19 protein-coding genes are annotated in these 22,501 nt (G+C 63.8%); 13 read left to right on the top strand and 6 right to left on the bottom strand.

From position 1 onward, the window contains the following. Positions 1–11: 11 nt before the first annotated feature. Both J8C05_RS02445 and J8C05_RS02450 read right to left on the bottom strand, forming a co-directional pair. On the bottom strand, positions 12–971 hold the full coding sequence (locus tag J8C05_RS02445) for a MauE/DoxX family redox-associated membrane protein (RefSeq protein WP_211422627.1): 960 nt from the start codon (positions 969–971) through the stop codon (positions 12–14). Continuing rightward, a complete protein-coding gene (locus J8C05_RS02450) occupies positions 968–1,525 on the bottom strand; it encodes a ubiquitin-conjugating enzyme E2 (protein ID WP_211422628.1) in 558 nt (185 codons plus the stop codon). The genes J8C05_RS02445 and J8C05_RS02450 overlap by 4 nt, the downstream gene beginning before the upstream one ends. A gap of 123 nt (positions 1,526–1,648) precedes the next feature. On the opposite strand from J8C05_RS02450, the gene ubiE reads away from it, so the two are divergent. Then, a complete protein-coding gene (gene ubiE, locus J8C05_RS02455) occupies positions 1,649–2,383 on the top strand; it encodes a bifunctional demethylmenaquinone methyltransferase/2-methoxy-6-polyprenyl-1,4-benzoquinol methylase UbiE (protein ID WP_211422629.1) in 735 nt (244 codons plus the stop codon). 75 nt (positions 2,384–2,458) lie between these two features. Here the strand turns inward: ubiE and purH are convergent, their stop codons facing one another. Continuing rightward, entirely contained in the window at positions 2,459–4,042 is a 1,584-nt protein-coding gene (gene purH, locus J8C05_RS02460; RefSeq protein WP_211422630.1) for a bifunctional phosphoribosylaminoimidazolecarboxamide formyltransferase/IMP cyclohydrolase, read from the bottom strand. A 149-nt stretch (positions 4,043–4,191) separates the two neighbouring features. Here purH and J8C05_RS02465 point away from each other — a divergent pair, with 149 nt between their 5' ends. The 5 genes from J8C05_RS02465 to J8C05_RS02485 all read left to right on the top strand — a co-directional run bounded on the left by J8C05_RS02465 (position 4,192) and on the right by J8C05_RS02485 (position 9,201). Then, the gene (locus J8C05_RS02465; protein ID WP_211422631.1) at positions 4,192–5,424 is read left to right on the top strand and encodes a prepilin peptidase; all 1,233 of its coding nucleotides are present in this window, start codon (positions 4,192–4,194) and stop codon (positions 5,422–5,424) included. A gap of 7 nt (positions 5,425–5,431) precedes the next feature. Then, positions 5,432–6,532, top strand: a complete 1,101-nt coding sequence (gene pheS, locus J8C05_RS02470; RefSeq protein WP_211422632.1) for a phenylalanine--tRNA ligase subunit alpha — start codon at positions 5,432–5,434, stop codon at positions 6,530–6,532. Positions 6,533–6,564: 32 nt separating this feature from the next. Beyond that, entirely contained in the window at positions 6,565–7,107 is a 543-nt protein-coding gene (locus J8C05_RS02475; protein WP_211422633.1) for a hypothetical protein, read from the top strand. A gap of 9 nt (positions 7,108–7,116) precedes the next feature. Next, the gene (locus tag J8C05_RS02480; protein WP_211422634.1) at positions 7,117–8,142 is read left to right on the top strand and encodes an L-threonylcarbamoyladenylate synthase; all 1,026 of its coding nucleotides are present in this window, start codon (positions 7,117–7,119) and stop codon (positions 8,140–8,142) included. A 105-nt stretch (positions 8,143–8,247) separates the two neighbouring features. Beyond that, positions 8,248–9,201: a bifunctional riboflavin kinase/FAD synthetase gene (locus J8C05_RS02485; protein WP_211422635.1), complete on the top strand. Its 954-nt coding sequence runs from the start codon at positions 8,248–8,250 to the stop codon at positions 9,199–9,201. A 29-nt stretch (positions 9,202–9,230) separates the two neighbouring features. Here the strand turns inward: J8C05_RS02485 and J8C05_RS02490 are convergent, their stop codons facing one another. After that, positions 9,231–11,684, bottom strand: coding sequence for a YfgM family protein (locus tag J8C05_RS02490; RefSeq protein ID WP_211422636.1), 2,454 nt, complete (start codon positions 11,682–11,684; stop codon positions 9,231–9,233). 229 nt (positions 11,685–11,913) lie between these two features. Between J8C05_RS02490 and accD the strand changes: the two genes are divergently transcribed. From accD to J8C05_RS02520, 6 genes are all read left to right on the top strand, one after another. Continuing rightward, positions 11,914–12,762, top strand: a complete 849-nt coding sequence (gene accD, locus J8C05_RS02495; RefSeq protein ID WP_211422637.1) for an acetyl-CoA carboxylase, carboxyltransferase subunit beta — start codon at positions 11,914–11,916, stop codon at positions 12,760–12,762. Between the two features lie 66 nt (positions 12,763–12,828). Further along, the gene (locus J8C05_RS02500) at positions 12,829–13,749 is read left to right on the top strand and encodes a trypsin-like serine peptidase (protein ID WP_211422638.1); all 921 of its coding nucleotides are present in this window, start codon (positions 12,829–12,831) and stop codon (positions 13,747–13,749) included. Between the two features lie 12 nt (positions 13,750–13,761). Next, complete coding sequence (locus J8C05_RS02505) at positions 13,762–15,102, top strand: bifunctional folylpolyglutamate synthase/dihydrofolate synthase (protein WP_211422639.1); 1,341 nt, start codon at positions 13,762–13,764, stop codon at positions 15,100–15,102. Between the two features lie 10 nt (positions 15,103–15,112). Continuing rightward, a complete protein-coding gene (gene bioD / locus J8C05_RS02510) occupies positions 15,113–15,835 on the top strand; it encodes a dethiobiotin synthase (protein ID WP_211422640.1) in 723 nt (240 codons plus the stop codon). Positions 15,836–15,847: 12 nt separating this feature from the next. Further along, positions 15,848–16,804 carry a prolyl aminopeptidase gene (gene pip / locus J8C05_RS02515; protein ID WP_211422641.1) on the top strand — a complete coding sequence of 319 codons (957 nt, stop codon included), beginning with the start codon at positions 15,848–15,850 and terminating at the stop codon, positions 16,802–16,804. A 23-nt stretch (positions 16,805–16,827) separates the two neighbouring features. Beyond that, entirely contained in the window at positions 16,828–18,084 is a 1,257-nt protein-coding gene (locus J8C05_RS02520) for a SpoIID/LytB domain-containing protein (RefSeq protein WP_211422642.1), read from the top strand. A 50-nt stretch (positions 18,085–18,134) separates the two neighbouring features. Here the strand turns inward: J8C05_RS02520 and J8C05_RS02525 are convergent, their stop codons facing one another. Then, positions 18,135–18,599, bottom strand: coding sequence for a peroxiredoxin (locus J8C05_RS02525; protein WP_211422643.1), 465 nt, complete (start codon positions 18,597–18,599; stop codon positions 18,135–18,137). A 67-nt stretch (positions 18,600–18,666) separates the two neighbouring features. Continuing rightward, the gene (locus J8C05_RS02530) at positions 18,667–20,907 is read right to left on the bottom strand and encodes a molybdopterin-dependent oxidoreductase (protein WP_211422644.1); all 2,241 of its coding nucleotides are present in this window, start codon (positions 20,905–20,907) and stop codon (positions 18,667–18,669) included. Positions 20,908–21,174: 267 nt separating this feature from the next. Between J8C05_RS02530 and J8C05_RS02535 the strand changes: the two genes are divergently transcribed. Beyond that, a complete protein-coding gene (locus tag J8C05_RS02535) occupies positions 21,175–22,398 on the top strand; it encodes a peptidoglycan-binding protein (protein ID WP_211422645.1) in 1,224 nt (407 codons plus the stop codon). Positions 22,399–22,501: the final 103 nt, after the last annotated feature.

Genomic DNA, 22,501 nt, shown 5'->3' on the forward strand with positions numbered 1-22,501 from the left:
ATCCGGTGGGCCTACGGACGTTTGGCGCGGGCGCGACGCACCTCATCAGGGCTGGGCGGCGTGCCATTCCAGACGGCCAGCACTTTTCCCTGCCGCAGCAGAACGATACGCGGGGTGTCGCCATCCGCCAGCAGACGCTTGAAGTCCTCTTTGGAAATCTCACCCAGCTCGAACTTGGCCCCGAACCGCTGAATGAAAAACTTGCGACGCCATTCCTCATTGGAGCAGAGCGCCACGAACAGCGGAAAATCCTTCACGCCCACATAGGCATTGAGCTGCGGGACGCTTTCCTGGCAATGGCTGCACTCCGTGTCAATGAGCGCCACGAGACGTTCGCCCGTCGCCACATTGACCGTGGTCCCGGAGACCTTGACCCGCGACCAGTCGCTGCCGCCAAGCGGGAAGCCAAAAGCCAGCGGCGTGAGCAGACCAAACAACGCACAGAGCAGGACGCCCAGACCGCGCCAGCGGCGTGGCTGCAAGGCCGTCACTGTGGCCTGCGGTTTCCACACCAGCCATCCCGAAACCACGGTCACCAGCAGCATCAGACTATCCTCCAGCAGGGCTTCCTTTGGGCTGCGTTTGACCTGTGAGCCAAAACAGCCACAGTCCTCGACCGGAATGCCGGCGAGGATGACCCACCCCAGCGCGCCCATGAAGATAAGGGTGAGGCCTCCGGCCCCCACCAGCGCCCAGCGCAGGCGGTAGCCGAGAATCAGCGCCGCGCCCAGCGCGCACTCGGCCACAAGCAAGCCCCAAGCTAGGGCCGTTTGCATGGCTTTTCCCGGCACGAGCTGGAAACCGGCCACCTGCCGCACGAAATCAAAGGGTTCGAGCGCCTTGATGACGCCGGCAGCCAGCCACACCAGACCCAGAAGCGCGGCCAGCCCCCAGCCAAGATAAAACCGCCACGGCAGGGAAACGGCTTCCGAAGGTTGGGAAGCCGGTTCGGCGACGTTTTCGTACCTCATGAGCGAACCTGAAAGCGTCCGCCCGAACGGCCGTCGGTCGGTCGGGGCGGGGTAATCCGTTTGACCACAAAGGTATGCGTCGGCTTTTCGCCGGGGACGGGCAGTTGCGCCTGATCACAGGGAAACAGCGTCGGATTGGCATAGAACCAGTCCGCCGCCTTGTAGTTGGCGATGCTGTGCGGGTCAATGAGCTGTGGGTCGAACTGAAACAGACGCGCCAGCTTGATGACAAACGACGCCAGCCCCTCGCGGAAGTCCCAGTGACCAATGCAGATTTTGCCGTCCGGCCACACGTGCGGATGAAAAATGGGGGTCATGCCGTGCATCATCACGGTCGGCTTCTCGAAAGGATGGTTGGGCGACAGCAGAATCCGAATCTGGTGCTCGTCGCGGGTTGTGTTGGGGCCGATGTAGCTGCGAATCCGAAGCGTCACGATGTAGTCCGTGGCCGGGACGTTGAGGTTTTGCCAGTGGATGTATTCGCCCCGGATGGTGCGCATTTCCTCATAGTCCGCCGCCAGGCGAGCGCGCCGGACATCATCAGGCGTGGCCATGAAAACCGTCATCCCCCATTTCCCTGGAATCGTTTCACCGGTAGAGTAGGCCCATTGTAGCCCGGCTTGGGGCAATCGAAAAACAAACGGTGCATTCCCCCGGGCCCGTCGCCATTCTTCACCATGGAAAATCCCATTGCCTTTCAGGGTTCGGAAAAAGCCCGGCGCATCCAGGCGATGTTTGCCGGCATTGCGCCGACCTACGACCAGCTCAACCACTGGCTTTCCCTCAACATTGACAAACGCTGGCGACGTGCAGCCGTCCGGGAAGTGCAGGACGTGCTGACGCGGCCCGGCGCCCGCGCCCTTGATGTCTGCTGTGGGACGGCCGATCTGTCACTGGAACTGGGGCGTCTGGCTCCCACGGTCGGCGTGGATTTCTGTCAGCCGATGCTGCTCCGGGGCATGGAGAAAGTCCGGCAGAGTGGCCGCCCGGTGCATCTGCTCGCCGGCGACGCCCTGGCGCTTCCCTTTGCCGATGCCAGTTTCGATGTCGCCACCGTCGCTTTTGGGATTCGCAACGTCGTGGATTTGGATGGTGCGCTGTCCGAGCTGTACCGCGTGCTGAAGCCGGGCGGCAAAGTGGCCATTCTGGAGTTTTCCCATCCGGTTGTGCCCGGCCTCAAATCGCTGTTCGGCTTCTACTTCACGCAGATTCTGCCGCGCATCGGCAATGCCGTCTCACGGTCAGGCTATGCGTACTCGTATTTGCCGGCGTCAGTACAGAACTTCCCCGATCAGGCCACCCTTGCCGCCCGGATGACACAGGCCGGGTTTCAGCAGGTGAAGTGGCGCAACCTGTCGGGTGGAATTGCGGCCCTGCACACCGGCGGCAAGCCAGCCCTTGCCGGCCAGTAGCCGCCAGACGTGAGCGCCAGCAGTGACGCTGACCGTTGATGCCAACGGTCAGCGCGTATGACCGGCGCTGGAAGTCTAGTGCCGGAAATGGCGCATGCCGGTAAAGACCATGGCCAGTCCATGCTCATCGGCGGCGGCGATGACTTCTTCATCCCGAATCGAGCCACCGGGCTGAATGACCGCCCGTGTGCCGTGGCGCGCCGCTTCATCGAGGCCGTCCCGGAAGGGGAAAAAGGCATCCGACGCGACGACCGCACCGGACAGCGGCAGACGGGCCTTCATCGCGCCCAGCCTGACGGCGTCAATGCGGCTCATCTGTCCGGCCCCGACGCCAAGCAACTGGCCCTGCCGGGCATAGACAATGGCGTTCGACTTGACGTGCTTGCAGACCGTCCACGCAAAGAGCAGGTCGCGCCATTCGTCCTCGGAGGGCGACCGGCGGGTGACGACGCGCATCTCGTCCGGCGTCGCCAGCCGATCATCCGGCGATTGCAGCAGCAGTCCGCCGGAGATCGTACGGAAGGCCGCCGCCGGGCGGGCTTCGTCGGCAACCACCAGCAGGCGCAGGTTTTTCCTGGCCGCCAGTACCTTTTGCGCTGCATCATCGAAGCCGGGCGCAATGATGACCTCCAGGAAGATTTCAGACAGTTCGGTAGCCGTGCCCGCGTCAACCGTCCGGTTGAACGCCACGATGCCGCCAAAGGCCGCAACCGGATCGGTTTCCCGCGCCAGACGGAAGGCTTCGAGCGGAACGGCCCCCAGCCCGACGCCACATGGGTTGGTGTGTTTGACGATGACGCAGGCCGCCGCGTCCCGGAATTCGCTGACCAGTCCCCAGGCGGCATCGGCATCGAGCAGGTTGTTGAACGACAGTTCCTTGCCCTGTAGCTGGCGGGCGGCAGCCAGACCACCGGCGGGATGCTCCGCCGTCACGTAGAGCGCCGCCGACTGGTGCGGGTTTTCACCATACCGCAGCGCCTGTTGCCGGTGCAGGACGAGCGAGAGGCGGGGAGGGAAGGCATCGGAGGGCTGAACCTGAACCTGTCCCGTCGCTTCCTCGAACTGTGTCCGGTTGGCCAGAAAGTCGGCAATCATCCGGTCATAGCGCGCTGTGTGGGCAAATGCCTTGCAGGCCAGGCGGTAGCGTGTCGCAGCGGAAATGCTTCCGGTGTGGGTCAGTTCCGCCGCCAGTGCGTCATAGTCGGCCGGGTCGGTGACGACGACAACGTGCTGGAAGTTTTTGGCGGCGGCCCGGATGAGGGTCGGCCCACCGATGTCAATGTTTTCCAGCGCCTCGGCAAGGGTGACTTCCGGTCGCGCAATCGTGTCGGCGAAGGGATAGAGATTGACGACGACGAAATCGAAGCGGTTGATGTCGTGCAGGGCGAGTTGTTCAAGATGTTCCGGCAGGTCGCGCCGCGCCAGAATTCCGGCGTGAATGCGTGGATGCAGGGTTTTGACGCGCCCATCAAGCATTTCTGGAAAACCCGTGACCGAGGCCACATCCAGGACGGAAATGCCGGCATCGAGAAGGGTTTGCGCTGTCCCGCCGGTTGAGACGAGTTCGAGTCCGTGGGCGTGCAGGGTGCGTGCAAAATCAACCAGTCCCTGCTTGTCAGATACACTCAGCAGGGCGCGTGGGGGAAGGGGTAAGGTCATAGGCGTTTACAGAGTCTGGCGGATTGCCGAAGATGATGTCCCGAACGGGATGATGTCCCCGCACGATAACAAAAACCCGTTTCTCTTGTCTTTCGCCCGGAATTCGGCCTAAAAGCCTGGCATCCACTGCTTTCGGTCTGGTTCTGGCAATGTTTGTTTCGATGGTCGAACTCCACGACAGCCTGCCGCTCTGGTTTTGGGCCATCTGGGCTTTTGTTCTCGGAAGCTGCATCGGCAGCTTTCTCAACGTGGTGATTTACCGCCTGCCACGCGGCGGCTCGGTCAACTCACCGCCCCGGTCCTACTGCCCAAGCTGCAACGCAACCATTGCCTGGTACGACAACCTGCCGATTCTCAGTTTCCTATGGCTCCGGGGGAAGTGCCGCGCCTGCGGGGTACGCATTTCCTGGCAGTACCCCATGGTGGAACTGGCAACCGGCCTGCTCTTCCTTGCTGCGCTGCTGGTGTTTGGCCCCACGTTGCAATGTGTCTTCAACTGCGCCTTCGCGGCGGCACTGGTGGCGCTCATCGTGACCGATTTCAACGAACAAATCCTGCCCGATGCCATTACCCTGCCTGGTACGGCCCTGGCGCTGGCGGCGCGGATGCTGGACCACAACCTGGTCGGGCTGCCCTGGATGAACCTGTTTTTTGAAGGACTGACCGGACGGCCGCTCCCGATGAACGGGCTGGCCGGCTCACTGGTCAATGCGCTGCTGGGAATGGCCATTGGCGCCGGTACGCTCTGGGTGCTGGGCGTCGGTTACTTTCGCCTGCGCGCCTTTCCCATTCGGACGCCCGACGATCTGGCGGATTTTCTCAAGCGCCGCTGTGTGGTCGGCACCCTGGCCCGGCTCAAGCTGCGCCACGCGGACGGCAAACGCGGTGTCGTCTATGTGCTCGGCGGGGATTTCAGCGAACTGTCGGCAGAGGAACTGGCCGCGGCAGACTTTGCTTCGTCCAACACCGGCGCACCGGAACTCAGCATGACGGCCCTCGACGGGGCCTGCGTTGAGGCGGGTGAACGGGGCGTCCGCATCACGAGTATCCCGGATGCCCTCGAAAACACCGTGGATGGCCGGCTCGAACCCGGTGATACGATTGTTTCCGGCAACCTGGAAGGCATGGGGCTGGGCGACGTGAAGATGATGCTGTGTGTCGGAGCGTTCCTGGGCGGGGGGCTGACCTTTTTCGTACTGCTCGTGGCCTCGCTGCTGGGGGTTTTGGTATCCATGCCACGCCTGCTGCTGCGTGGGTCATCCGCCCTTCAGCACGCGCTGCCGTTTGGCGTCATGCTGGGGCTGGCGGCCCTGGTGGCGCTCTTTTTCGGAGAAAAGGGGCTGACGACCTATCTCGATTTCATTTCCAGTTTCGTGTCCTGAACGCTTTATGCCTGACGCATCCACCCTCGACGCCGCGACCCTTCAGACCGTCATGGCCGATGCCCACCGGCGGTTGGCCACCACCTTTGGCGAACATTTCCCGGAATGGACGCTGCCGGCCTTTGAACTTCCGACATCCATACCACCCCGCCGGCAGTGGCAGGCGGTCAATGATTACTGGCTGGCCCGCAAGCAGGGCGTGCTGGCGCTCAAACTCAAGGAACTGGGCGCTTTGCCGGCCGACCAGCGCCCGGTGCGGGGGGCCGCACTCAACCGCTTCAAGGCCGAAGTCGAAGCCGTCCTGTCCGACCTCGAAGCTCAAGTACGGGCTTTCGAGGAAGCCGAAACCATCCGGCGCGAGGCCGTGGATGTCACCCTGCCGGGGCTGGTGCGCCGGCGCGGGCGCGCCCATCCGCTGACGCAAATCCGGGAACGCATCGAGGACATCTTTGTGGCCATGGGCTATGCCGTCGAAGACGGCCCGGAAGTGGACACGGTGTTTTACAACTTCGACGCCCTCAACATTCCACCAGACCACCCGGCGCGCGATCTGACCGATACGTTTTACCTTGACGACGAACTGGCGCTGCGGTCGCAGACCTCAAACGTACAAATCCACGCCATGCAGCGGCGCAAGCCCCCTCTACGGATCATCGCACCGGGGCGCGTCTTTCGCCGCGATGAGCCGGACGCCACGCACAATCCGATGTTTTTTCAGGTGGAAGGTCTCAACGTGGCCCCCGGCATCACCATGGCCGATCTCAAGGGCACGCTTCAGGTGTTTCTCACCCGGCTGTTTGACCGTCCGGTGACACTGCGTTTCCGGCCGAGCTACTTCCCCTTCGTCGAACCGGGCGCGGAGACCGACTTTCAGTGTCCGTTCTGCGGCGGCTCCGGCTGCCGCATCTGCAAGCATACCGGCTGGATTGAACTCGGCGGCTCCGGGATGGTGCATCCCAACGTCCTGCGCGCCTGTGGGATTGACCCGACGGAATTCTCCGGCTTTGCCTTCGGCTTCGGCATTGACCGCATGGCTGCGCTGCTCTACGGCATTGATGACATCCGGCTGTACTTTGAAAACGACCTGCGGTTTTTGAGCCAGTTCTGACCGCACCCCTTCCCGCGCCGTACCGTGAACCCATGAAATGCCTGCTGTTCCTGCTGCTCACTGGAAGTCTGGGCCTCTTCGGCGGCCCGGCGCAAACATCGGCACAAACATCGGCACAGGCCCCGGCGTCGGCGCCAACGCCTGACCGCCAGCAGCTTCGGGTCTGGCAGGGGCGCTATCCGCACCACGATGTCAGGGGGCCGCGCGGCCGGGTGCAGAAAATCAGCTTTTTCAAGCTGCCGGCGTTACGCAAGCCGCTCGCCGAGATGCTGGGGGAGGACTTTCTCGATGGCGTCGAACAGGGGAATTACCTTGAAGAACCCATTGAGCTGTTCGGGGATTATCTCCTCGTCCGGCTGTATCCCAACCTGCGCCGGATAGAGGACGAACACCGGCTCATCATCGTCGTGCCACTGGAAGGAACGGCGCTCCATGCCGTGTATTACCAGGAAGTCACCGGTGCGGATGGCCAGCGGGACATCCAGACCGATTGGCGGCATAGCTTCGGTACATCACTGGACGACCTGCCGGAATCGCTCAAGACAAGGTTGGCGACGATAATGGGCCTTCCGTGAACGATGCGTATGAAGGCAACCCGGACGCCTGTGCTGACAGAACGTATCCTGTGCCATCCAGAGTCCCCGGAGCCGGAGTCCATTGCCCGCGCGGCGGCACTGCTGCGCCGGGGCGAACTGGTGGCCTTTCCGACGGAGACCGTCTATGGCCTTGGTGCACTGGCTTTTGATGCCGAGGCCGTGGCAAAGGTCTTTTCAGCCAAGGGACGGCCGTCGAACAACCCCCTCATCGTCCACATCGCCGGGCGCGACTGGCTGGAGTGGGTCGCCGTTGCCATTCCACCGGTGGCCCACCGGCTGGTGGAGACGTTCTTCCCCGGACCGCTGACGCTCATCCTGCACAAACACGAACGCATCCCACCAGTGGTCACGGCCGGCGGGGCGACAGTCGGCGTCCGCTGGCCGGCACATCCTGTGGCCCAGGCGCTCATTCGCGCCGTCGGCGCACCGCTGGCCGCGCCGAGCGCCAACCGTTTCACGGAAGTTTCTCCGACCACAGCCGACCACGTGCTCAAAAGCCTGGACGGCCGCATTGCCGCCGTGCTCGATGGCGGCCCCTGCCCGGTCGGCATCGAGTCCGCCGTACTCGATGTCACCACCACACCTCCCACGCTCTGGCGGGCAGGCATTCTGTCCCAGGCAGAGCTGGAAGCGGTTGCCGGGCAGCCCTTCCAACGGCCCCAACCGGGGGCCGTCGTGGCCAGTCCGGGCCAGTTTCCGCGTCACTACGCCCCACGGGCGCACGTTGAGCTTGTCCCGTCAGGTGACGTACCGAACATCGAACACCGCCTTGCCCGGTGGCTGGCGCAGGGGCAGCGTCCAGCGGCACTGGTCATTTCGGAGATCACGCCTCCGGCAGGGGCCCGGCGGCTCCGCCTGCCAGCCCAGCCGGAAGCCTATGCCCACCGGCTCTACGCGGCGCTGCACGAACTGGATGCCCAAGGGGTGGAGGTCATCGTCATCGAGCAGGTTCCGGCTGACCCGGCCTGGGATGGGCTGCGCGACCGCCTGCACCGGGCCGCCGGCAAGCCGTAGCCCCCTTTGTGCCTTTGGCCTCCCGTAACTTCACCACACAGAACGGTTCGGACGGTGGTATCATCCGTCCCGAATACATCCTTTGGCGCTGGCTGCACTGCCTGCATGGACATCTTTCACGATTGGCAATCGTCTGCCCTGCGTACGCCGACGGTACTCACCATGGGCGTTTTCGACGGGCTTCACCTGGGCCATCAGACCATCATCCGCCGGGTGGTCGAGCGTGCGGCGGCCCTTGACTGCGTTCCAACCGTCGTCACTTTTGACCCCCATCCGCGCGCTGTCCTGTATCCCGCTGCCGCGCCCCCGCTGCTTCAGACGCTTGGCCAACGGCTTGAAGCCCTCCGCATTCTGGGCATTGGGCAGACCCTCGTCCTGCGCTTCGACCCGGCGCTGGCAGCCCTGACCGCCGCCGAGTTTGCGCAGCGCATTCTGTTTGGGGCGCTGGGCGCACGGGAAATCTATCTCGGCGAAGATTTTGCCTTCGGGCACGGACGGCAGGGCAACATCGCCACGCTCCGTTGCCTGGGCGTGGACTACGGCTGTGCCGCGTATGAAGTCGAAGCCGTGCTGCTGCGGGGCAAGCGCGTCAGTTCCACGCGCCTGCGCGAAGCCATCCAGTCGGGGCGCATCAACCTGGCGCGGCGGATGCTGCTGCGGCCCTACGGCGTCGAAGGGGAAGTCGTGACCGGCCGACGGCTGGGGCGCACACTGGATTTTCCCACCGCCAACATTGCCGTCATCAACCGGGTGCTCCCGGCCGATGGCGTCTATGTGACAGCAACCCTCATCGGCGGCGTCTGGCGGCGCAGTGTGACCAACATCGGCTACCGCCCGACGGTCAGCGATGACCGCCTGCGCGTCGTGGAAACGCACATCCTGGATTTCGGCGGCGACCTCTACGGCGCATCCCTCCGCACCCGGTTTCTGCATCGGCTGCGTGCGGAGCGGAAGTTCGCCAGTCTGGAAGAGCTGCGCGCCCAGATTGCGTACGACGTGGCCCGCACCCGGCGGTACTTCCAGCATCCGGGCGTCCGCCGTTCGCTGGCCGTCGAATGACCGGCCCCACCGGCCGGTCTGGCGTTTGGCTAGCGTTTGGCCAGCACGAACTGGTCAAGCCGTTCAACCATCCAGCTCTGTCCCACCCGCCGCAGAAAGATCAGTCCCGTCCCGGTCTGTTCTTCCTTCGTGGCGGAGACGACCACCACCCGTACGTCGAGCAGGACGCGGCGGGCGTCGAGACGTTCCATGCGCAGGCCCTGGGTTGTCCAGGCGTCAGGCTTGGAAACCACGATGCCCAGGACGAACCTGGACGTGTCGGGGCGGATGAAACAGGTTTCGAGTGCCTTGGACGTACCCGTACGGATGGCTTTGTCCATCGTGGCCAGGAAGGCCCGGAGTTCCTCGTCGGGCGGGGAGGCCTGTCCGGCGGCCGTTTCGCTGGCCAGCAGGCCCCGCCGGGCCTGCTCATCCAGTGCCGGGCCGGATTCCATCTCAAACGCGGCTTTGTAGGCGGCGCGCGCCTGCTCGTAGGCCTGGCGGGCCATGGCCAGATCGGCTTCGGTCAGCAGCGCCAGCGCCAGCGGATACCGGGAAGGAAGCGCCGCGCGGCGAATGGCGGCCACCTGTTCGGCCGCCGCATCGGGCTTGCCTTGGGCGGCCAGCGTGCGGGACAGGTAGGCCAGGGCCAGGGCAAAGTCCGGCTCGCGGGCCAGAGCCTCGCGCAGCAGTCCTTCCGCCTCGGCCTGACGCTGCGCTTCGGTTTCACCGGCCTTCAGACGACGGGTGAGTGTGGCTTCGGCATCGAGCAGCAGCCCGAAGGCATAGCGCCGCTCCGGGCGGGCGTCGTTGTCGAACTGCCTGGAGTTGCGGTCGTAGCCGAAGCGCACCTGGGGATAGAGTTTTTCGGGGTCGAGTTCGACGCTGGTGATGGCCGCCGGGGTCTCAAACACGGCCGTGGCATAGCCTTTGGAAGGCAGTTCCACCGTTGTGGTCAGCCGTTCTCCCTTGTCAGTGATGGCCACGACAGGCAGGCTGGCATCGCCCGTGCCCAGATTGCGCAGGGCGCAAGTCCAGCCCGGGCCGTCCTCGCGCCTGACCGGAACGCCGATGACGAAATCCGGCTCGCTGAGTTCCTCGAACCACTGCCGGAAGAAGTTGGCGCGGCGCTCATCGGGCGGCGTTCCGACAAGGCGGTTGCGGAACGCTTCGTAGGTGGCAGTGCCCCCCGGATCGGCGACGGTCTCCCGGATGGCCGTCAACAGCGTGTCACGCCCGACGAGGCGTTCCAGCAGGCGGAAAACGAGCGCACCCCTGTTTGGCATGCTGGCGTAGTAATCCGGGAAAGCCGGATGCTGGAGCACCGGAATCAGATCAATGCCCCGCTCGAAACCCTGCTGGGAAACCCGGATGGCAGCCAGGCGGCCGTAGGCAAAGCTCCGACGCAACCAGAAATCCCGCCCGGCGGCCGGCCCGTAGTGCTGTTCGATGTAGCGTCCTGTCAGATATGCCGGCAGCGCGTCCGCCAGGATGCCCCACCCACGCCCCCGCAGCCGGACTTTGCCGCCGAGCCAGGTCTGGGCCAGGCTCGCCGTCAGCCATTCCACCATTTCGGCATCGAGTGTCGGACGGCGCAGGGCCGCCGCTTCGATGAGCACCGCACCCGGTGCGGCATACCGGATGGCGCGGTCGGTGTCGAAATCCCGTCCACGCAGTTCCGGGCTGCGCCGGTCAGCAACCACGCGGCGGGGCGTTGTCAGCAGGTGGAACTCACGCACCGGGGCCGCACCCCACAACTTCTGGTAAAAGGCCAGAATCCGCTCGACTTCCTCGGCCAGCCGCTGCGCCTGACGCTGGGTTTCGGCCGGTAGTCCCTGGGCGCTGCGGACGTGAATCATCACAGATTCACCGTTATCTGCGGCAACGCGGCGGCTGACCGGCGGGCCGAAGGGCTGCACCACCAGCCAGGGTTCACCCGCCAAATCTGAAGTGAAGACGATGGCATCATCAGTTTCCCGGCGCGTCCCACTGGACCAGACTTCGCCATCGGGCGGCCGGGCGACGGTCAGGACGTAGGGGACCGTGTCCGGGCCGTGGCTGCTCTGGGGCAGGTGAATGAAGGGCGTCCAGCCGGACTCCGGCAGAAGCAGCGTATCGCCGGGAGTGATGGCAGCATAGCTGGTGCTTTCGCGGTAGGTCAGCGTGTAGGCCAGCCGGGCGGTGACTTTCCCTCCCGGCGCCAGGGGCGGGGAGAGTTCCGCCACGTACGTGGCAATGGCCGCATCGCCGCCGGGCTGTTTTTTTTCGTCCGTGGAAAAAGCCCGTTCGTTGACCGTGAACGCCGTCACTTTGGCCGCTTTCGTCAGCCGCAGGGTGAGCGTCCGCGCTTCGGCCTGCCGGGCAATGTTGGTCAGTTCAAGCGTGGCCGTGACATCGGCGCTGTATTCGGCCGGGCGAAGCGTTACGCTAATGGTTGAGCGAACGAGGCCGAAGTCAGCAAACTCCTGGGCCGGTACGTCCACGGGTGTCAGCCACAGGCACATGGTCCACAGAAGCCAGTGCCGGAAAAAACGTTGAACTTGGTGCATGGTCGGGATGGATTCTGTCAGGAACAACGGGAAGTTTCAGTCGCTACGCGACTTGCAGGCTGGACGCCCAAGGCTGAACCGACTATGGTTGCCGGGCCAGGGAAGCCTTTTCTAACACTGAATGCGGAACGCTGCACAGCCTTGTTCGGCTCAAAATGATTTCACTGTCCAGGATGTACTGCGTATGGCCTGGTTTCGACGCAAGCGCAATATCACCGAAGAAACACTGCCTTCCGACCGCAAGGTGCGAACCGAAGGTTTGTTTGTCAAATGTCCGGCCTGTGGGACGACGCTGTTCAAGAAGGACCTTGAAGCCAGCCTGTACGTCTGCACCAACTGTCGGCATCACATGAAATGGCCGACCCGCCAGCGCCTGGCGCATCTGTTTGATGAAGGCCGGTACGAAACCTTCGACGACAACATCGTTTCCACCGACATCCTGGGCTTTTTCGATACCAAGTCCTATGCCGAACGCATTGTGCAGGCCCGCAGGAGTACCGGTTTCAACGATGCCATCGTCTGCGCCGAGGGCATGCTTGGCGGGCGTCCCATCATCGGCTGCGTCATGGTGATGGAGTTTATCGGCGGCAGTATGGGGTCGGTCGTCGGTGAAAAGGTGACACGCGCCATCGAGCGGGCGATTGCCCGGAAAAAGCCGCTCATCATCGTTTCGGCTTCCGGCGGGGCGCGCATGATGGAAGGCACCTACAGCCTGATGCAGCTTGCCAAGATTTGCGGCGCGCTGGCCCGTCTGGATGCGGCGCGTGTGCCGTATATTTCCGTCCTGACCGACCCGACAACTGGCGGCGTCACGGCCAGTTTTGCCATGCTGGGCGACATCAACGTGGCTGAACCGGGCGCGCTCATCGGGTTTGCCGGACCACGGGTGATCGAGCAAACCATTCGTCAAAAGCTGCCCCCCGGATTCCAGCGGGCGGAATTCCTGCTGACCCACGGCATGCTTGATGCCGTCGTGGACCGGCGTGAGATGCGGAAGTTTCTGATGGATGCACTTGATTTCATGGTGACCTGATCGCGTTTTTGTCCGTGCTGGCGTCGCTGTCCGCACAATCTTCGGTATCTACGGGAGGCGGTGGGTATGTTTTGGAGGGGGGGCAGGCCACACCTGGCTTGGATCATCGGCTTCGTCACCGGCACTCTGGTCATCCCGGCCTCGGGTGTCGTCATTCTCGACAGCACCTGGGCGGAGCAGGGGGGAACGGCCCGCAACAAGCCGGCCGGTTTTGCCAGGCACATTGCCCTGGCCAACGAGCCGCAATTCCGTGCGACCATACAGCTCGTGGGCGAAAGCGCTGGTGCGTCAGGCACATGGATTGGCAATGACGCCAGGCATGGTTATGTCCTCACGGCGGGCCACAATTTCACCAAGGGCGGCAAGGCTACGGAGTATGCGTATGTGGCCACGGATGGAACGACCTACCAGGGCGTCAGGCTCATCGTGCACCCGGACTGGAATGGCGACAACGACACACGCACGGGCTACGACTTCGCCATTGTGGTGCTGGACCGCCCCGTGCGTGGTGTCGGTCAGCCGGCTGTGCTCTATGCTGGCTGCGATGAAATGGACCAGCTCTGCACCATGGTTGGCTACGGCATGCGCGGCACCGGTTCATCGGGTGAACTGGCTGAATACTATGACGAGGACAACCCCAAGGCCGCGGCGCAGAACCTGATTGAAAATGTCACTCCGGCCGTCAGCCCTCTACCAAAGGGGGAGGATGGAGGAAACTACCTGGGGATTGACTTTGACAAGGAGGACGGCAGCGCCACCAATACCTATGGTGAACCAACTCCGGTCAATGAGTACGAAGGGGCGCTTGGCTCCGGCGACAGTGGCGGTTCCTGCTGGATGCAATACGAAGGTCAGTGGTGCGTCATCGGCGTCAACGCCAACGGCAATACCTCGAAGTATGGCGCGGTATCCTACTTTGCGCGTGTTTCGGGTCAGGTTGACTGGATCATGTCGGTCTTTCCCGGGGCAAAATTCATAGGCGGTTGAGTTGTCGTTCGGGTGGGCCTGACCGTGGATTTTGAGTCGGCTGTTCGGTATCTCTACGCGCTGGGTAACGAAGTCACGGCGATGAAGCTCGGGCTCGACGCCGTGACCGCCCTTCTGGAGGCGCTGGGGCGTCCAGACCGAAACTTCACCCCGCTCCACGTCGCCGGCACGAACGGCAAAGGCTCCACATGTGCGTTTCTGGCCAGTATCTTCCACCAGGCGGGCCTGCGTACCGGGTTGTACACGTCGCCCCACCTGATGAGTCCCGTCGAGCGCATCCGGCTCAATGGGCAGGCTATCCCGGAGGCCGCTTTCGCAGAGGTCATGACGCAGGTTCATGACGCGGTTGAATCATTGTTGGAAGAGGGGCGTCTGGCTGCGCGTCCGACGTTTTTCGAGCATCTCACAGCCGCGGCCTTTACCTACCTGGCCGCCCGGCAGGCCGAGGTCGTCGTGGCCGAAGTCGGCCTGGGCGGCCGGCTGGATGCCACCAACGTCCTGCACCCAGCGGCGGCAGTCATCACCAACATCGGCGAAGACCACCGGGAATGGCTGGGGCCCACGCTGTCCCACATCGCCCGTGAAAAGGCCGGGATCATCAAGCCCGGCGTGCCGGTGTACCTGGCGGACACCCAGCCAGAGGAAGCGCGCCGGGTGTTGGCGCACTCTGCCCTGGCGCAGCAGGTCGAACCGCAGTGGGTGGCTCCCTTCGAGACCGTACATCTGGATGCCACGGGCTGCCCTTCTGTCCGCTTTGACCAGCGCTTTCCCAGCCTGGAAGGCGGAGTGTGCCGGTTGTCGCTGCGCGGCAGGCATCAGACGCAAAACGCGGCTCTGGCGGCAGTGGTTGCCCAGGCTGAACTGCGCCGCCGGGGTGTAGCCGAAAGCGACATCGGCCGGGCGATTGTGGCCGGACTGGAAACCACCCACTGGCCCGGACGTTTACAGTGGCTGGAGACAACTCCGCCGGTACTGCTTGACGGCGCGCACAACCCACAGGGAGCGCAGGCGCTGGCGCACTTTCTGGAAAGCATCGGCGGGCGGCGTCCCCGAACCGCCATCTTTGCCACCATGCGCGACAAACCGGCCGCTGATCTGCTGTCGGCGCTGGCGTCGGGTGTGGATCGTCTGATTCTGACGGAGGTCAAAAACCAGCCGCGGACCATGCCGCGTGAGCGTCTCGAAGTCATTGCCCTGGGCTACTGGCTGCCGTCGGGTATCATCCAGGTGCCGGATGTCACCATGGCGCTGGCCCGGGCCCGCGAACTGACGCCACCTGAAGGGCTGATTCTCGTCTGCGGCTCCATTTACCTCATCGGGGAGGCACTCCAGGCGCTGCGCGTGCCGGTCTGATGACGCATCCATGACGCAGATGTTCTTCGTAACCGGAACTGACACGGGTGTGGGCAAAACTGCTGTTACCTGTGCCCTGGTGCGGACATTGATCCAGTCCGGCTGTCGCGCGCGCGCTGTCAAGCCGATTGAGTCCGGCTGCGCCATGGACGCTGCTGGTGAACTCCAGCCGGCGGATGCGCTGGCCCATCGCCGGGCGGCCGGACTGGAGCACCTGCCTCTGGAACGCTTCATCCGCTATCGGTTGGCGGAACCGCTTGCCCCGGCCGTGGCGGCAGAACGGGCCGGCGTCACCATTGAACTGGAAGCCTGTCTTGAACTTGTGCAGTCCGCCGCCGCTGAAACGGATGTGTTGCTCGTGGAAGGGGCGGGCGGACTGCTCGTGCCGCTGGCGGGAACAGCCGGCACAGGCTACCAGACCGTCGCCGATTTCATCGCCCGGCTGGGTTGTCCGACGCTGGTGGTGGCGCGGGCGCGGCTGGGCACGCTCAACCACGTCCTGCTCACCTGGAACGAACTGCACCGCCGTGGACTTCCATGTGTGGGCGTCATTCTCAACGACACGGACGCTGAAGCCGGCCCGGAGCGGGAAGACAACGCGCGCGTGCTGCGAGCATTTGGCGTCCCGTTACTGGCCGAACTACCATACGGCATGACGCACCTCGAACCGTACCAGCTTGAACCCTACCTGTCGGACGCCCGGCGTTACCTCACCGGCAACCCACCGCCCTGATTGGAGTCTTGCATGACCGACGCGCGCACGCTCTATCCGCCCATCGAACCCTATGAAACCGGGATGCTGCCGGTTTCCGAACGGCACACGTTGTACTACGAAGTCAGCGGCAATCCCCAGGGGAAGCCGGTGGTCTTTCTCCACGGCGGACCCGGCGGCGGCACCTCCCCTGACCACCGGCGGTACTTTGACCCGGAGCGTTACCGCATCGTGCTGTTCGATCAGCGCGGAGCCGGGAAAAGCACGCCCTACGCCTGTCTGGAAGAGAACACGACGTGGGATTTGGTCGCCGACATCGAGCGTTTGCGCCAACATCTGGACATCCGAAAGTGGGTTGTGTTTGGCGGCTCCTGGGGCAGTACCCTGGCGCTGGCTTACGCAGAAACCCATCCCGACCGCGTCCGGGCGCTGGTGCTGCGGGGAATTTTTCTGTGCCGCAAAAAGGAGATTGACTGGTTTTACCAGGAAGGGGCGAATGCCATTTTCCCGGACGCCTGGGAGCCGTACCGCGATCTCATTCCCCCGGATGAACGCCACGACATGGTGGCCGCTTACTACCGCCGGTTGACGAGCGACGATGAGGAGGTCCGGCTGGCGGCCGCCCGCGCCTGGAGTGTCTGGGAAGGCAGTACGTCGAAACTGCTGCCTGACCCGGAACTCGTCAAGGATTTCGACGAGCGTGCGCTGGCCATTGCCCGCATTGAGTGCCACTACTTCATCAACCGGATTTTCATGGAGTCCGAGCATTACCTGCTCGAACACGTTCACCGCATTCGCCACATTCCGACGGTCATCGTGCAGGGGCGTTACGATGTGGTGTGTCCGGTGATGACCGCCTGGGAGCTGCACAAGGCGTTTCCCGAAGCCGATTTTCAAATCATTCCGAACGCCGGGCATTCCGCCTCGGAGCCGGGGACGACGGCGGCGCTGGTTGCGGCGACGGACCGTTTCGCCCTGCTGCCCGACTAGGAAACCCATAGCCCTGAAGGCGTATGACCGCCCATATTCTGAAGTGCGGTCTGGCAGTCTGGTGCCTGCTGGTGTTTCCGTTCTGGATAACCGGCGGCGGCGCTGCGCCGGCTGTACTGTCGCCCAGGGGGCAACTGCCGGAAACCCTGCGCATCGGTGTCCTGACGCTGTTTCAGCCGCAGGAAGTCACTCTGGCGGCAGGTTCCCGGCCTGCCACTCTGCATCTCGATGAACGTCCCGTGGCGCTCTTACCCAGCCGCCTCTGTCGGGTGGCGAAGGATGCCGGCGGCATCGCCCTCTGGCAGGGGGCGCGACGGTTGGCCATCGGGACACATCTGGCCGTGACCGCGGAAGATGTGACTGTAGAAGTGACCGGACGCAGAACCCGCCTGCGCCGGCAGTTTCGTGGAACGCTCACGGTGACGGCTGGCGAAAAGCATCTCCGCCTCGTCGTGACCCAGCCGCTGGAAGCCGTCGTTGCGGCGGTGGTGAGCGCCGAGCTTTCGCCCGAAGCGCCGTCGGAAGCGGCCAGGGCGCTGGCGGTCGTCGTCCGCAGTTATCTTGCCAGCCACGTTGGACGGCACGCCGGTCAGGGGTTCGACTTCTGTGACTCGACGCACTGCCAGTTGTTTTTCGGTGAGCAGTGGGCGCGGTGGGAAGCCGGACGCGAAACCGGCGGCGCCCTTTCGACGCTGGGGAAGCAGGCGGCTGCCGACACCCAGGGAGAAGTCCTGTGGGAAGCCGACGGCGGGCTGAGCGACGCCTACTATACGGCCTGCTGTGGCGGGCGCACGACGACACCCGCTGTGGCTTTTGGTACGGGCCAGGACTCCACAACCGCCACGGGCGTCCGTTGCCAGTGGTGCCGGGCGGGACGCTTCTTCACCTGGACGCGCCTGGTTGACCGACGGACGCTGGCCCGCGCCCTCCTGCCGGAGCTGGCAGCAACGGAAAGCTGGAACATCGCCGTTGCCGGGCGCACGCCGGATGGCTTTGTGACCAGCCTTGTCGTCCAGGCCGGTTCACGGCAAATCACCCTGCCCAACCATCGGTTCCGGCGCCTGGTGGGGCAGCGGCTGGGGTGGAACCTCGTCCTTTCCAACCGGTATGCCATCGAGCCGCACGGCGAATGGCTGGTGCTGCGCGGTCAGGGATTCGGCCATCAGGTCGGGTTGTGTCTGACCGGGGCCACTGCCCAGGCCCAGGCCGGGCGGCACTACCGGGACATTCTCCGGCACTACTTCCCTAAAGCCACCTGCCGCCCGCCCGCCGACTTCTGACGGCATCGGTTCTGGTAGGGATTTCCTGCGCCGACCCGGCAGCCTGTTTTTCAGGCGGCAATCTGCCGCAGGGCTTCGAGCAGTTCGGCGCGGCTGCGCTTGAAGATGGGCAGCGTTTCGACGTGGCGGTAGCGGATGATGCCCTGCTTGTCAATGATGAACACAGCCCGGTTGGCGATGGGAAGCAGACCGCCCAGCATCAGGATGCCATACGCTTTGCACAGTTGATTTCCGGGGTCTTCGAGCAGTGGGAAGGGGAAGGAATACTTTTCGGCGAACTTTTTGTGCGCCGTCAGGTCGTTGGTGCTGACGCCGAGAATCACCGCACCGAGTTGCCGGAAGTCTTCCCAGCCGTCGCGGTAGTCGCACAGTTGCGCCGTGCAGGTCGGGGTGTCGTCGCCGGGATAGAACACCAGCACGACGTGGTTTTTGCCCCGGAACTGGGACAGGGAATAGGTTTGGCCGTCACTGGCAGCCAGGGAAAAATCCGGCGCCGGGTCTCCTACGTTGGGCATGGTCGTTTCCTGAACTACCTGTTCTCAGACTGGTGAAACATCAGAAAGCTGAAACGGGGGCAAGCGGTCAGTCCGCTGCCACAGGCCACCCGGTTTCGACATTCATGGCTTCCCACTCGCCACGGTGCGCTTCCCAGAAGGGCTGGGCGTCGTCGAAAACCTTGACGTGGCGAAGCAGCGTCCCACGCGCAAAAAGCCCCTCGCCCATTTCGACGGTCCGCTGGTCATGGGGGGCTGTGGCGTCAATCAGCGCCGTCTGCTCCCGCAGCGAAACCTGAAGGTGCTCACGGTCGGCCAGTTCGGCCAGCGGCCGCGCCAGGCGGAAAGCACCTTTGGGCGCCTGCCTGATACTGGCAAAACTCACCCCGGCGTAGCCCGGCACTTCCAAGGCGATGTCATTGAGCAGGGCGCTGGCAGAACCTTTGGAAGGCATCGGGCAGCCCATGGCTTTGGCCAGCGCCTGCACAATCAGCCAGTCCGGGCGGCGGTTGCCGTCGCCTTCAAGCAGACGTGCCACCCGCTGCACCTGTCCGGCGTGATTCGTAAATGTGCCATCCTGTTCGGCATAGCTCATGGCTGGGAACACGACGTGCGCCAGCTTGGCCGTTTCCGTCAAGAACAGTTCACTCACGATGAGGCATTCCAGCCGGGCAAGCGCGGCGCGCCAGTGGTCGCCAAGGTTCGAGATGGGATCGGCTCCGGCGAGATAGGCCGCGCGAATGCTCTGTCCAAAGTCGGCTTCCAGATGCGCCGCGTTGACCGACAGCCCCATGTCGAACGTGCCTGCCGAGTTGTTGTCCTCCGCCAGCGCCAGCAGATGAACCGTCGCGTCAGGTTTCGTGAGAAGACGAACCTGCGCCAGGGCGCGAAGCGCCGCACCGCGCACTTCCGGCCCGACGATGACCACGAGCCGGTCGGCCGTTGTGATGGCCTCGCGGAGCGTGCGCAGGTCATCCACCGCAACGCCCGCCAGCAGAGCCATCGCTTCCAGGCTGGCTTCCTCAAAGAGCGCGCGCACCACGGCGCTTTCGCCGTCGGGACGCACATGCAGGAAGACCTCGGCCTGCCGCCGCGCGATGCGTGTTGCCCGCTGGTTGACCACCAGAAGGCGTGCGCCGTGCTTCCGCCGGGCATAGCGCATGGCAAAGCCGGTCAGTGGGCTGTATTCCGTCGGGTCGCCACCGATTTGGACAATGGTCGTGGCCTGCTTGATGTCCTCGTGCGTGGCCAGCGGGGCCGAGAGATGGGCATAAAAATCGCCGAGTTCGACGTTGCGGAAGTGGGCCAGGTGCGGCGTGTCGAGCGTCCGGCCAAAGCGGGCCAGCGCAAAGTTGGCTTCATTCGTCAGCCGGGATGAACCCACTATGGCTACAGCGTTTCCACCGTGCTGTTTGTGAATGCCGGAAAGAAGCCGGGCGGCTGTTGCCAGAGCCTCGTCCCAGGTGGCCGGCTTGAGGTCGTTGCCCTGCCGAATCAGGGGCGTCGTCAGCCGCGCCGGATTGGAGATGTAGGCGCTGCCGTACCGTCCCTTGATGCACAGAAACTCGCCGTTGATGCCGGTCAGGTCTTTGGAAGCGGCGCGGACGTACTGTTTGCCCCGGACGCCCAGTTCGAGCTGGCAGCCATCGGCACAAAACGAGCAGGTCGTCTGTTGTTCGCGCATGTCCCACGGACGGGCTTTGAAGCGCGAGTCCACGGAAAGCAGCGCGCCAACCGGGCAGACTTCAACGCAGTTGCCGCACTGTTCGCAGTGCAGGTCCTGCCCGTAAAAACCGATGACTTCATTGGTGCCACGAAAGATTTTGGTCAGGGCGTGCACGTCCATCCAGTCTTCGCACACGCGCACGCAGCGGTAGCACTTCACGCACCGCTGTTCATCATAGGCAATGAACGGCGAGAGTCGGCGTTCTTCCTTGTTGTTTTTGGGAACTTCATAGTGGGCATAGACCGCCCCGTACTGAAAGGCGGTGTCCTGCAACTCGCACTGTCCGCCCTTGTCACACACCGGGCAGTCGAGCGGGTGGTTGCCGAGGATGAAATCCAGCATGCCCTTGCGGGCTTCGATGACCTCATCGGAACTCGCCGTGACCACCATGCCGTCGGTAATCGTGACGGTACAGGCGGTGGCCAGCTTGGGCACCTTCTCAATGCGCACCAGACACATCCGGCAGGCCGCCTGGGAGGTCAGATCGGGGTAGTAGCAGAAGTTGGGAATGGCAATGCCCTGTGCCGTGCAGAACTCCAGAAGGAGCATGCCCTTCGGGGCCTGGTAGGTCTTGCCGTCTATCGTGAGTGTGACGAGTTCCATGGGCGGTGTGGTGTGAGAAGGCAGGTCAGGTTGGGTTTCACGGGCGCAAAGTGTTGGTTATAGTACCGTCGTGTTTTCAACGCTGACAAGCCAGCCTGCCCATCCCGTGGTGAATCCATCAATGTCATATCCATCACCGAACTGCGCCCCTGCCCGAAGGTCATCCGCAGACCAACGTGGGGTCGGGGCGGCGCATCTTGGGTGATGCTGTGGTGCCCGCTGCGGCATCGTTGACACGAATCGGCTTACACGAAAGGAAATCCTGCCATGAAACGTCACTTGACCCGAAGCCTGGTCACACATCTTGGCCTCGTCGCCCTCTGTGGTGCGATGTGGCCTGCGCTCCCTTCCCAGCAACCCTCCGTCGCCGGGATCGTTTTTGCCCAGCGTTTTCAGGACATCACCCTGCCCCCCGGAACCATCATCCGGGTGCAGATGGACCGGACAATTTCATCCCGTACGGCGCGGGTGGGAGACACCTTCACGGCCACCGTGTTTGAACCTGTAATTGTCGGGGGGCAGTTGGCCATTCCGCAGGGCACACAGGTGCAGGGGCGGGTCACGGGCGTCCAGCCGGCCGAGCGGCGCGGCCGCTCGGGAACGATTGCCGTCGAGTTTGACCGCATTATTTTTGCCAACGGCGTATCGCGTGACATGCGCGCTTCGCTGACCAGTCTGGATGCCAGGGAGCGTGAGCAGATTGACAGTGAAGGAAGGGCCCGGGGCGGCAGCTCAACGAAGCGCAATGTCATTTTCGTGGGCGGTGGCGCAGGGGCTGGCGCGGCTATCGGTGCGATTGCGGGCGGTGGCAAGGGAGCCGCCATTGGCGCTGGTATCGGGGCCGCGGCCGGTGTCCTTGGCGCTTTGCTTTCCAAAGGGCAGGAAGCCCAGGTGCAGAGCGGATACCGCTTCGGCGTCGAACTTGAACAACCGCTGCGGGTGCCCAGCGACATGAGCACCGGCGGCAACACCGGCGGCAACACCGGTGGTGGCGGCAACTGGGATGACTACGGTTACGATGCGGCCCGAGGTGAGTACACTGCTCCCGACATCGTGCGCCGGGCGCAGACCGAACTGCGCCGGCAGGGCTTCTACGATGGCGACATTACCGGCAACCTGGGACAGCTCACCCGGCAGGCTATCGGCAATTTTCAACGCCAGCAGGGCCTGACGGTGAATCGTCGCCTGGACCGCGAGACGGCGCGCGCACTGGGTGTCGTTTCCGGCGGGGGAGGCTTCTCTACCGGCAGTGACCCGAACGAAGACTTCGGCTACGGCTATGACCCGAATGCCGGAGAGTACACCGCCAGCGACATTGTGCGCCGGGCGCAGACCGAACTGCGCCGGGAACGGCTCTACAACGGACGCATTACCGGCCGCCTCGATGCCGAGACGCGCGATGCCATCCAGCGTTTTCAGGAAGAGCGCGGACTGCCGACAACCGGCCGTCTGGACCGGGAAACTGCTCTGGAGATGGGGATTGTCTATTAGTCCGGTACTGGATTGGATGCGTTCGTCCGCCGGGCGGGCGATGAACCGGTGAGAGTGACAGCGGCGCAGCCGGGAAGCCAACCGTGCTTTCCGGCTGTGCTTT

This window comes from Chloracidobacterium sp. N, from assembly GCF_018304765.1.
GTDB classification, from domain to species: domain Bacteria; phylum Acidobacteriota; class Blastocatellia; order Chloracidobacteriales; family Chloracidobacteriaceae; genus Chloracidobacterium; species Chloracidobacterium aggregatum.

What these genes read in the sequence shown, in the direction of transcription:
- J8C05_RS02465 (WP_211422631.1), top strand. Translation starts at nt 4,192, where the DNA reads ATGTTTGTTTCGATGGTCGAACTCCACGACAGCCTGCCGCTCTGGTTT.
- J8C05_RS02480 (WP_211422634.1), top strand. Translation starts at nt 7,117, where the DNA reads ATGAAGGCAACCCGGACGCCTGTGCTGACAGAACGTATCCTGTGCCAT.
- J8C05_RS02530 (WP_211422644.1), bottom strand. Translation starts at nt 20,907, where the DNA reads ATGGAACTCGTCACACTCACGATAGACGGCAAGACCTACCAGGCCCCG.
- J8C05_RS02475 (WP_211422633.1), top strand. Translation starts at nt 6,565, where the DNA reads ATGAAATGCCTGCTGTTCCTGCTGCTCACTGGAAGTCTGGGCCTCTTC.
- J8C05_RS02500 (WP_211422638.1), top strand. Translation starts at nt 12,829, where the DNA reads ATGTTTTGGAGGGGGGGCAGGCCACACCTGGCTTGGATCATCGGCTTC.
- J8C05_RS02525 (WP_211422643.1), bottom strand. Translation starts at nt 18,599, where the DNA reads ATGCCCAACGTAGGAGACCCGGCGCCGGATTTTTCCCTGGCTGCCAGT.
- purH (WP_211422630.1), bottom strand. Translation starts at nt 4,042, where the DNA reads ATGACCTTACCCCTTCCCCCACGCGCCCTGCTGAGTGTATCTGACAAG.
- J8C05_RS02485 (WP_211422635.1), top strand. Translation starts at nt 8,248, where the DNA reads ATGGACATCTTTCACGATTGGCAATCGTCTGCCCTGCGTACGCCGACG.
- J8C05_RS02445 (WP_211422627.1), bottom strand. Translation starts at nt 971, where the DNA reads ATGAGGTACGAAAACGTCGCCGAACCGGCTTCCCAACCTTCGGAAGCC.
- J8C05_RS02520 (WP_211422642.1), top strand. Translation starts at nt 16,828, where the DNA reads ATGACCGCCCATATTCTGAAGTGCGGTCTGGCAGTCTGGTGCCTGCTG.
- bioD (WP_211422640.1), top strand. Translation starts at nt 15,113, where the DNA reads ATGACGCAGATGTTCTTCGTAACCGGAACTGACACGGGTGTGGGCAAA.
- accD (WP_211422637.1), top strand. Translation starts at nt 11,914, where the DNA reads ATGGCCTGGTTTCGACGCAAGCGCAATATCACCGAAGAAACACTGCCT.
- ubiE (WP_211422629.1), top strand. Translation starts at nt 1,649, where the DNA reads ATGGAAAATCCCATTGCCTTTCAGGGTTCGGAAAAAGCCCGGCGCATC.
- pip (WP_211422641.1), top strand. Translation starts at nt 15,848, where the DNA reads ATGACCGACGCGCGCACGCTCTATCCGCCCATCGAACCCTATGAAACC.
- J8C05_RS02450 (WP_211422628.1), bottom strand. Translation starts at nt 1,525, where the DNA reads ATGGCCACGCCTGATGATGTCCGGCGCGCTCGCCTGGCGGCGGACTAT.
- pheS (WP_211422632.1), top strand. Translation starts at nt 5,432, where the DNA reads ATGCCTGACGCATCCACCCTCGACGCCGCGACCCTTCAGACCGTCATG.
- J8C05_RS02490 (WP_211422636.1), bottom strand. Translation starts at nt 11,684, where the DNA reads ATGTGCCTGTGGCTGACACCCGTGGACGTACCGGCCCAGGAGTTTGCT.
- J8C05_RS02535 (WP_211422645.1), top strand. Translation starts at nt 21,175, where the DNA reads ATGAAACGTCACTTGACCCGAAGCCTGGTCACACATCTTGGCCTCGTC.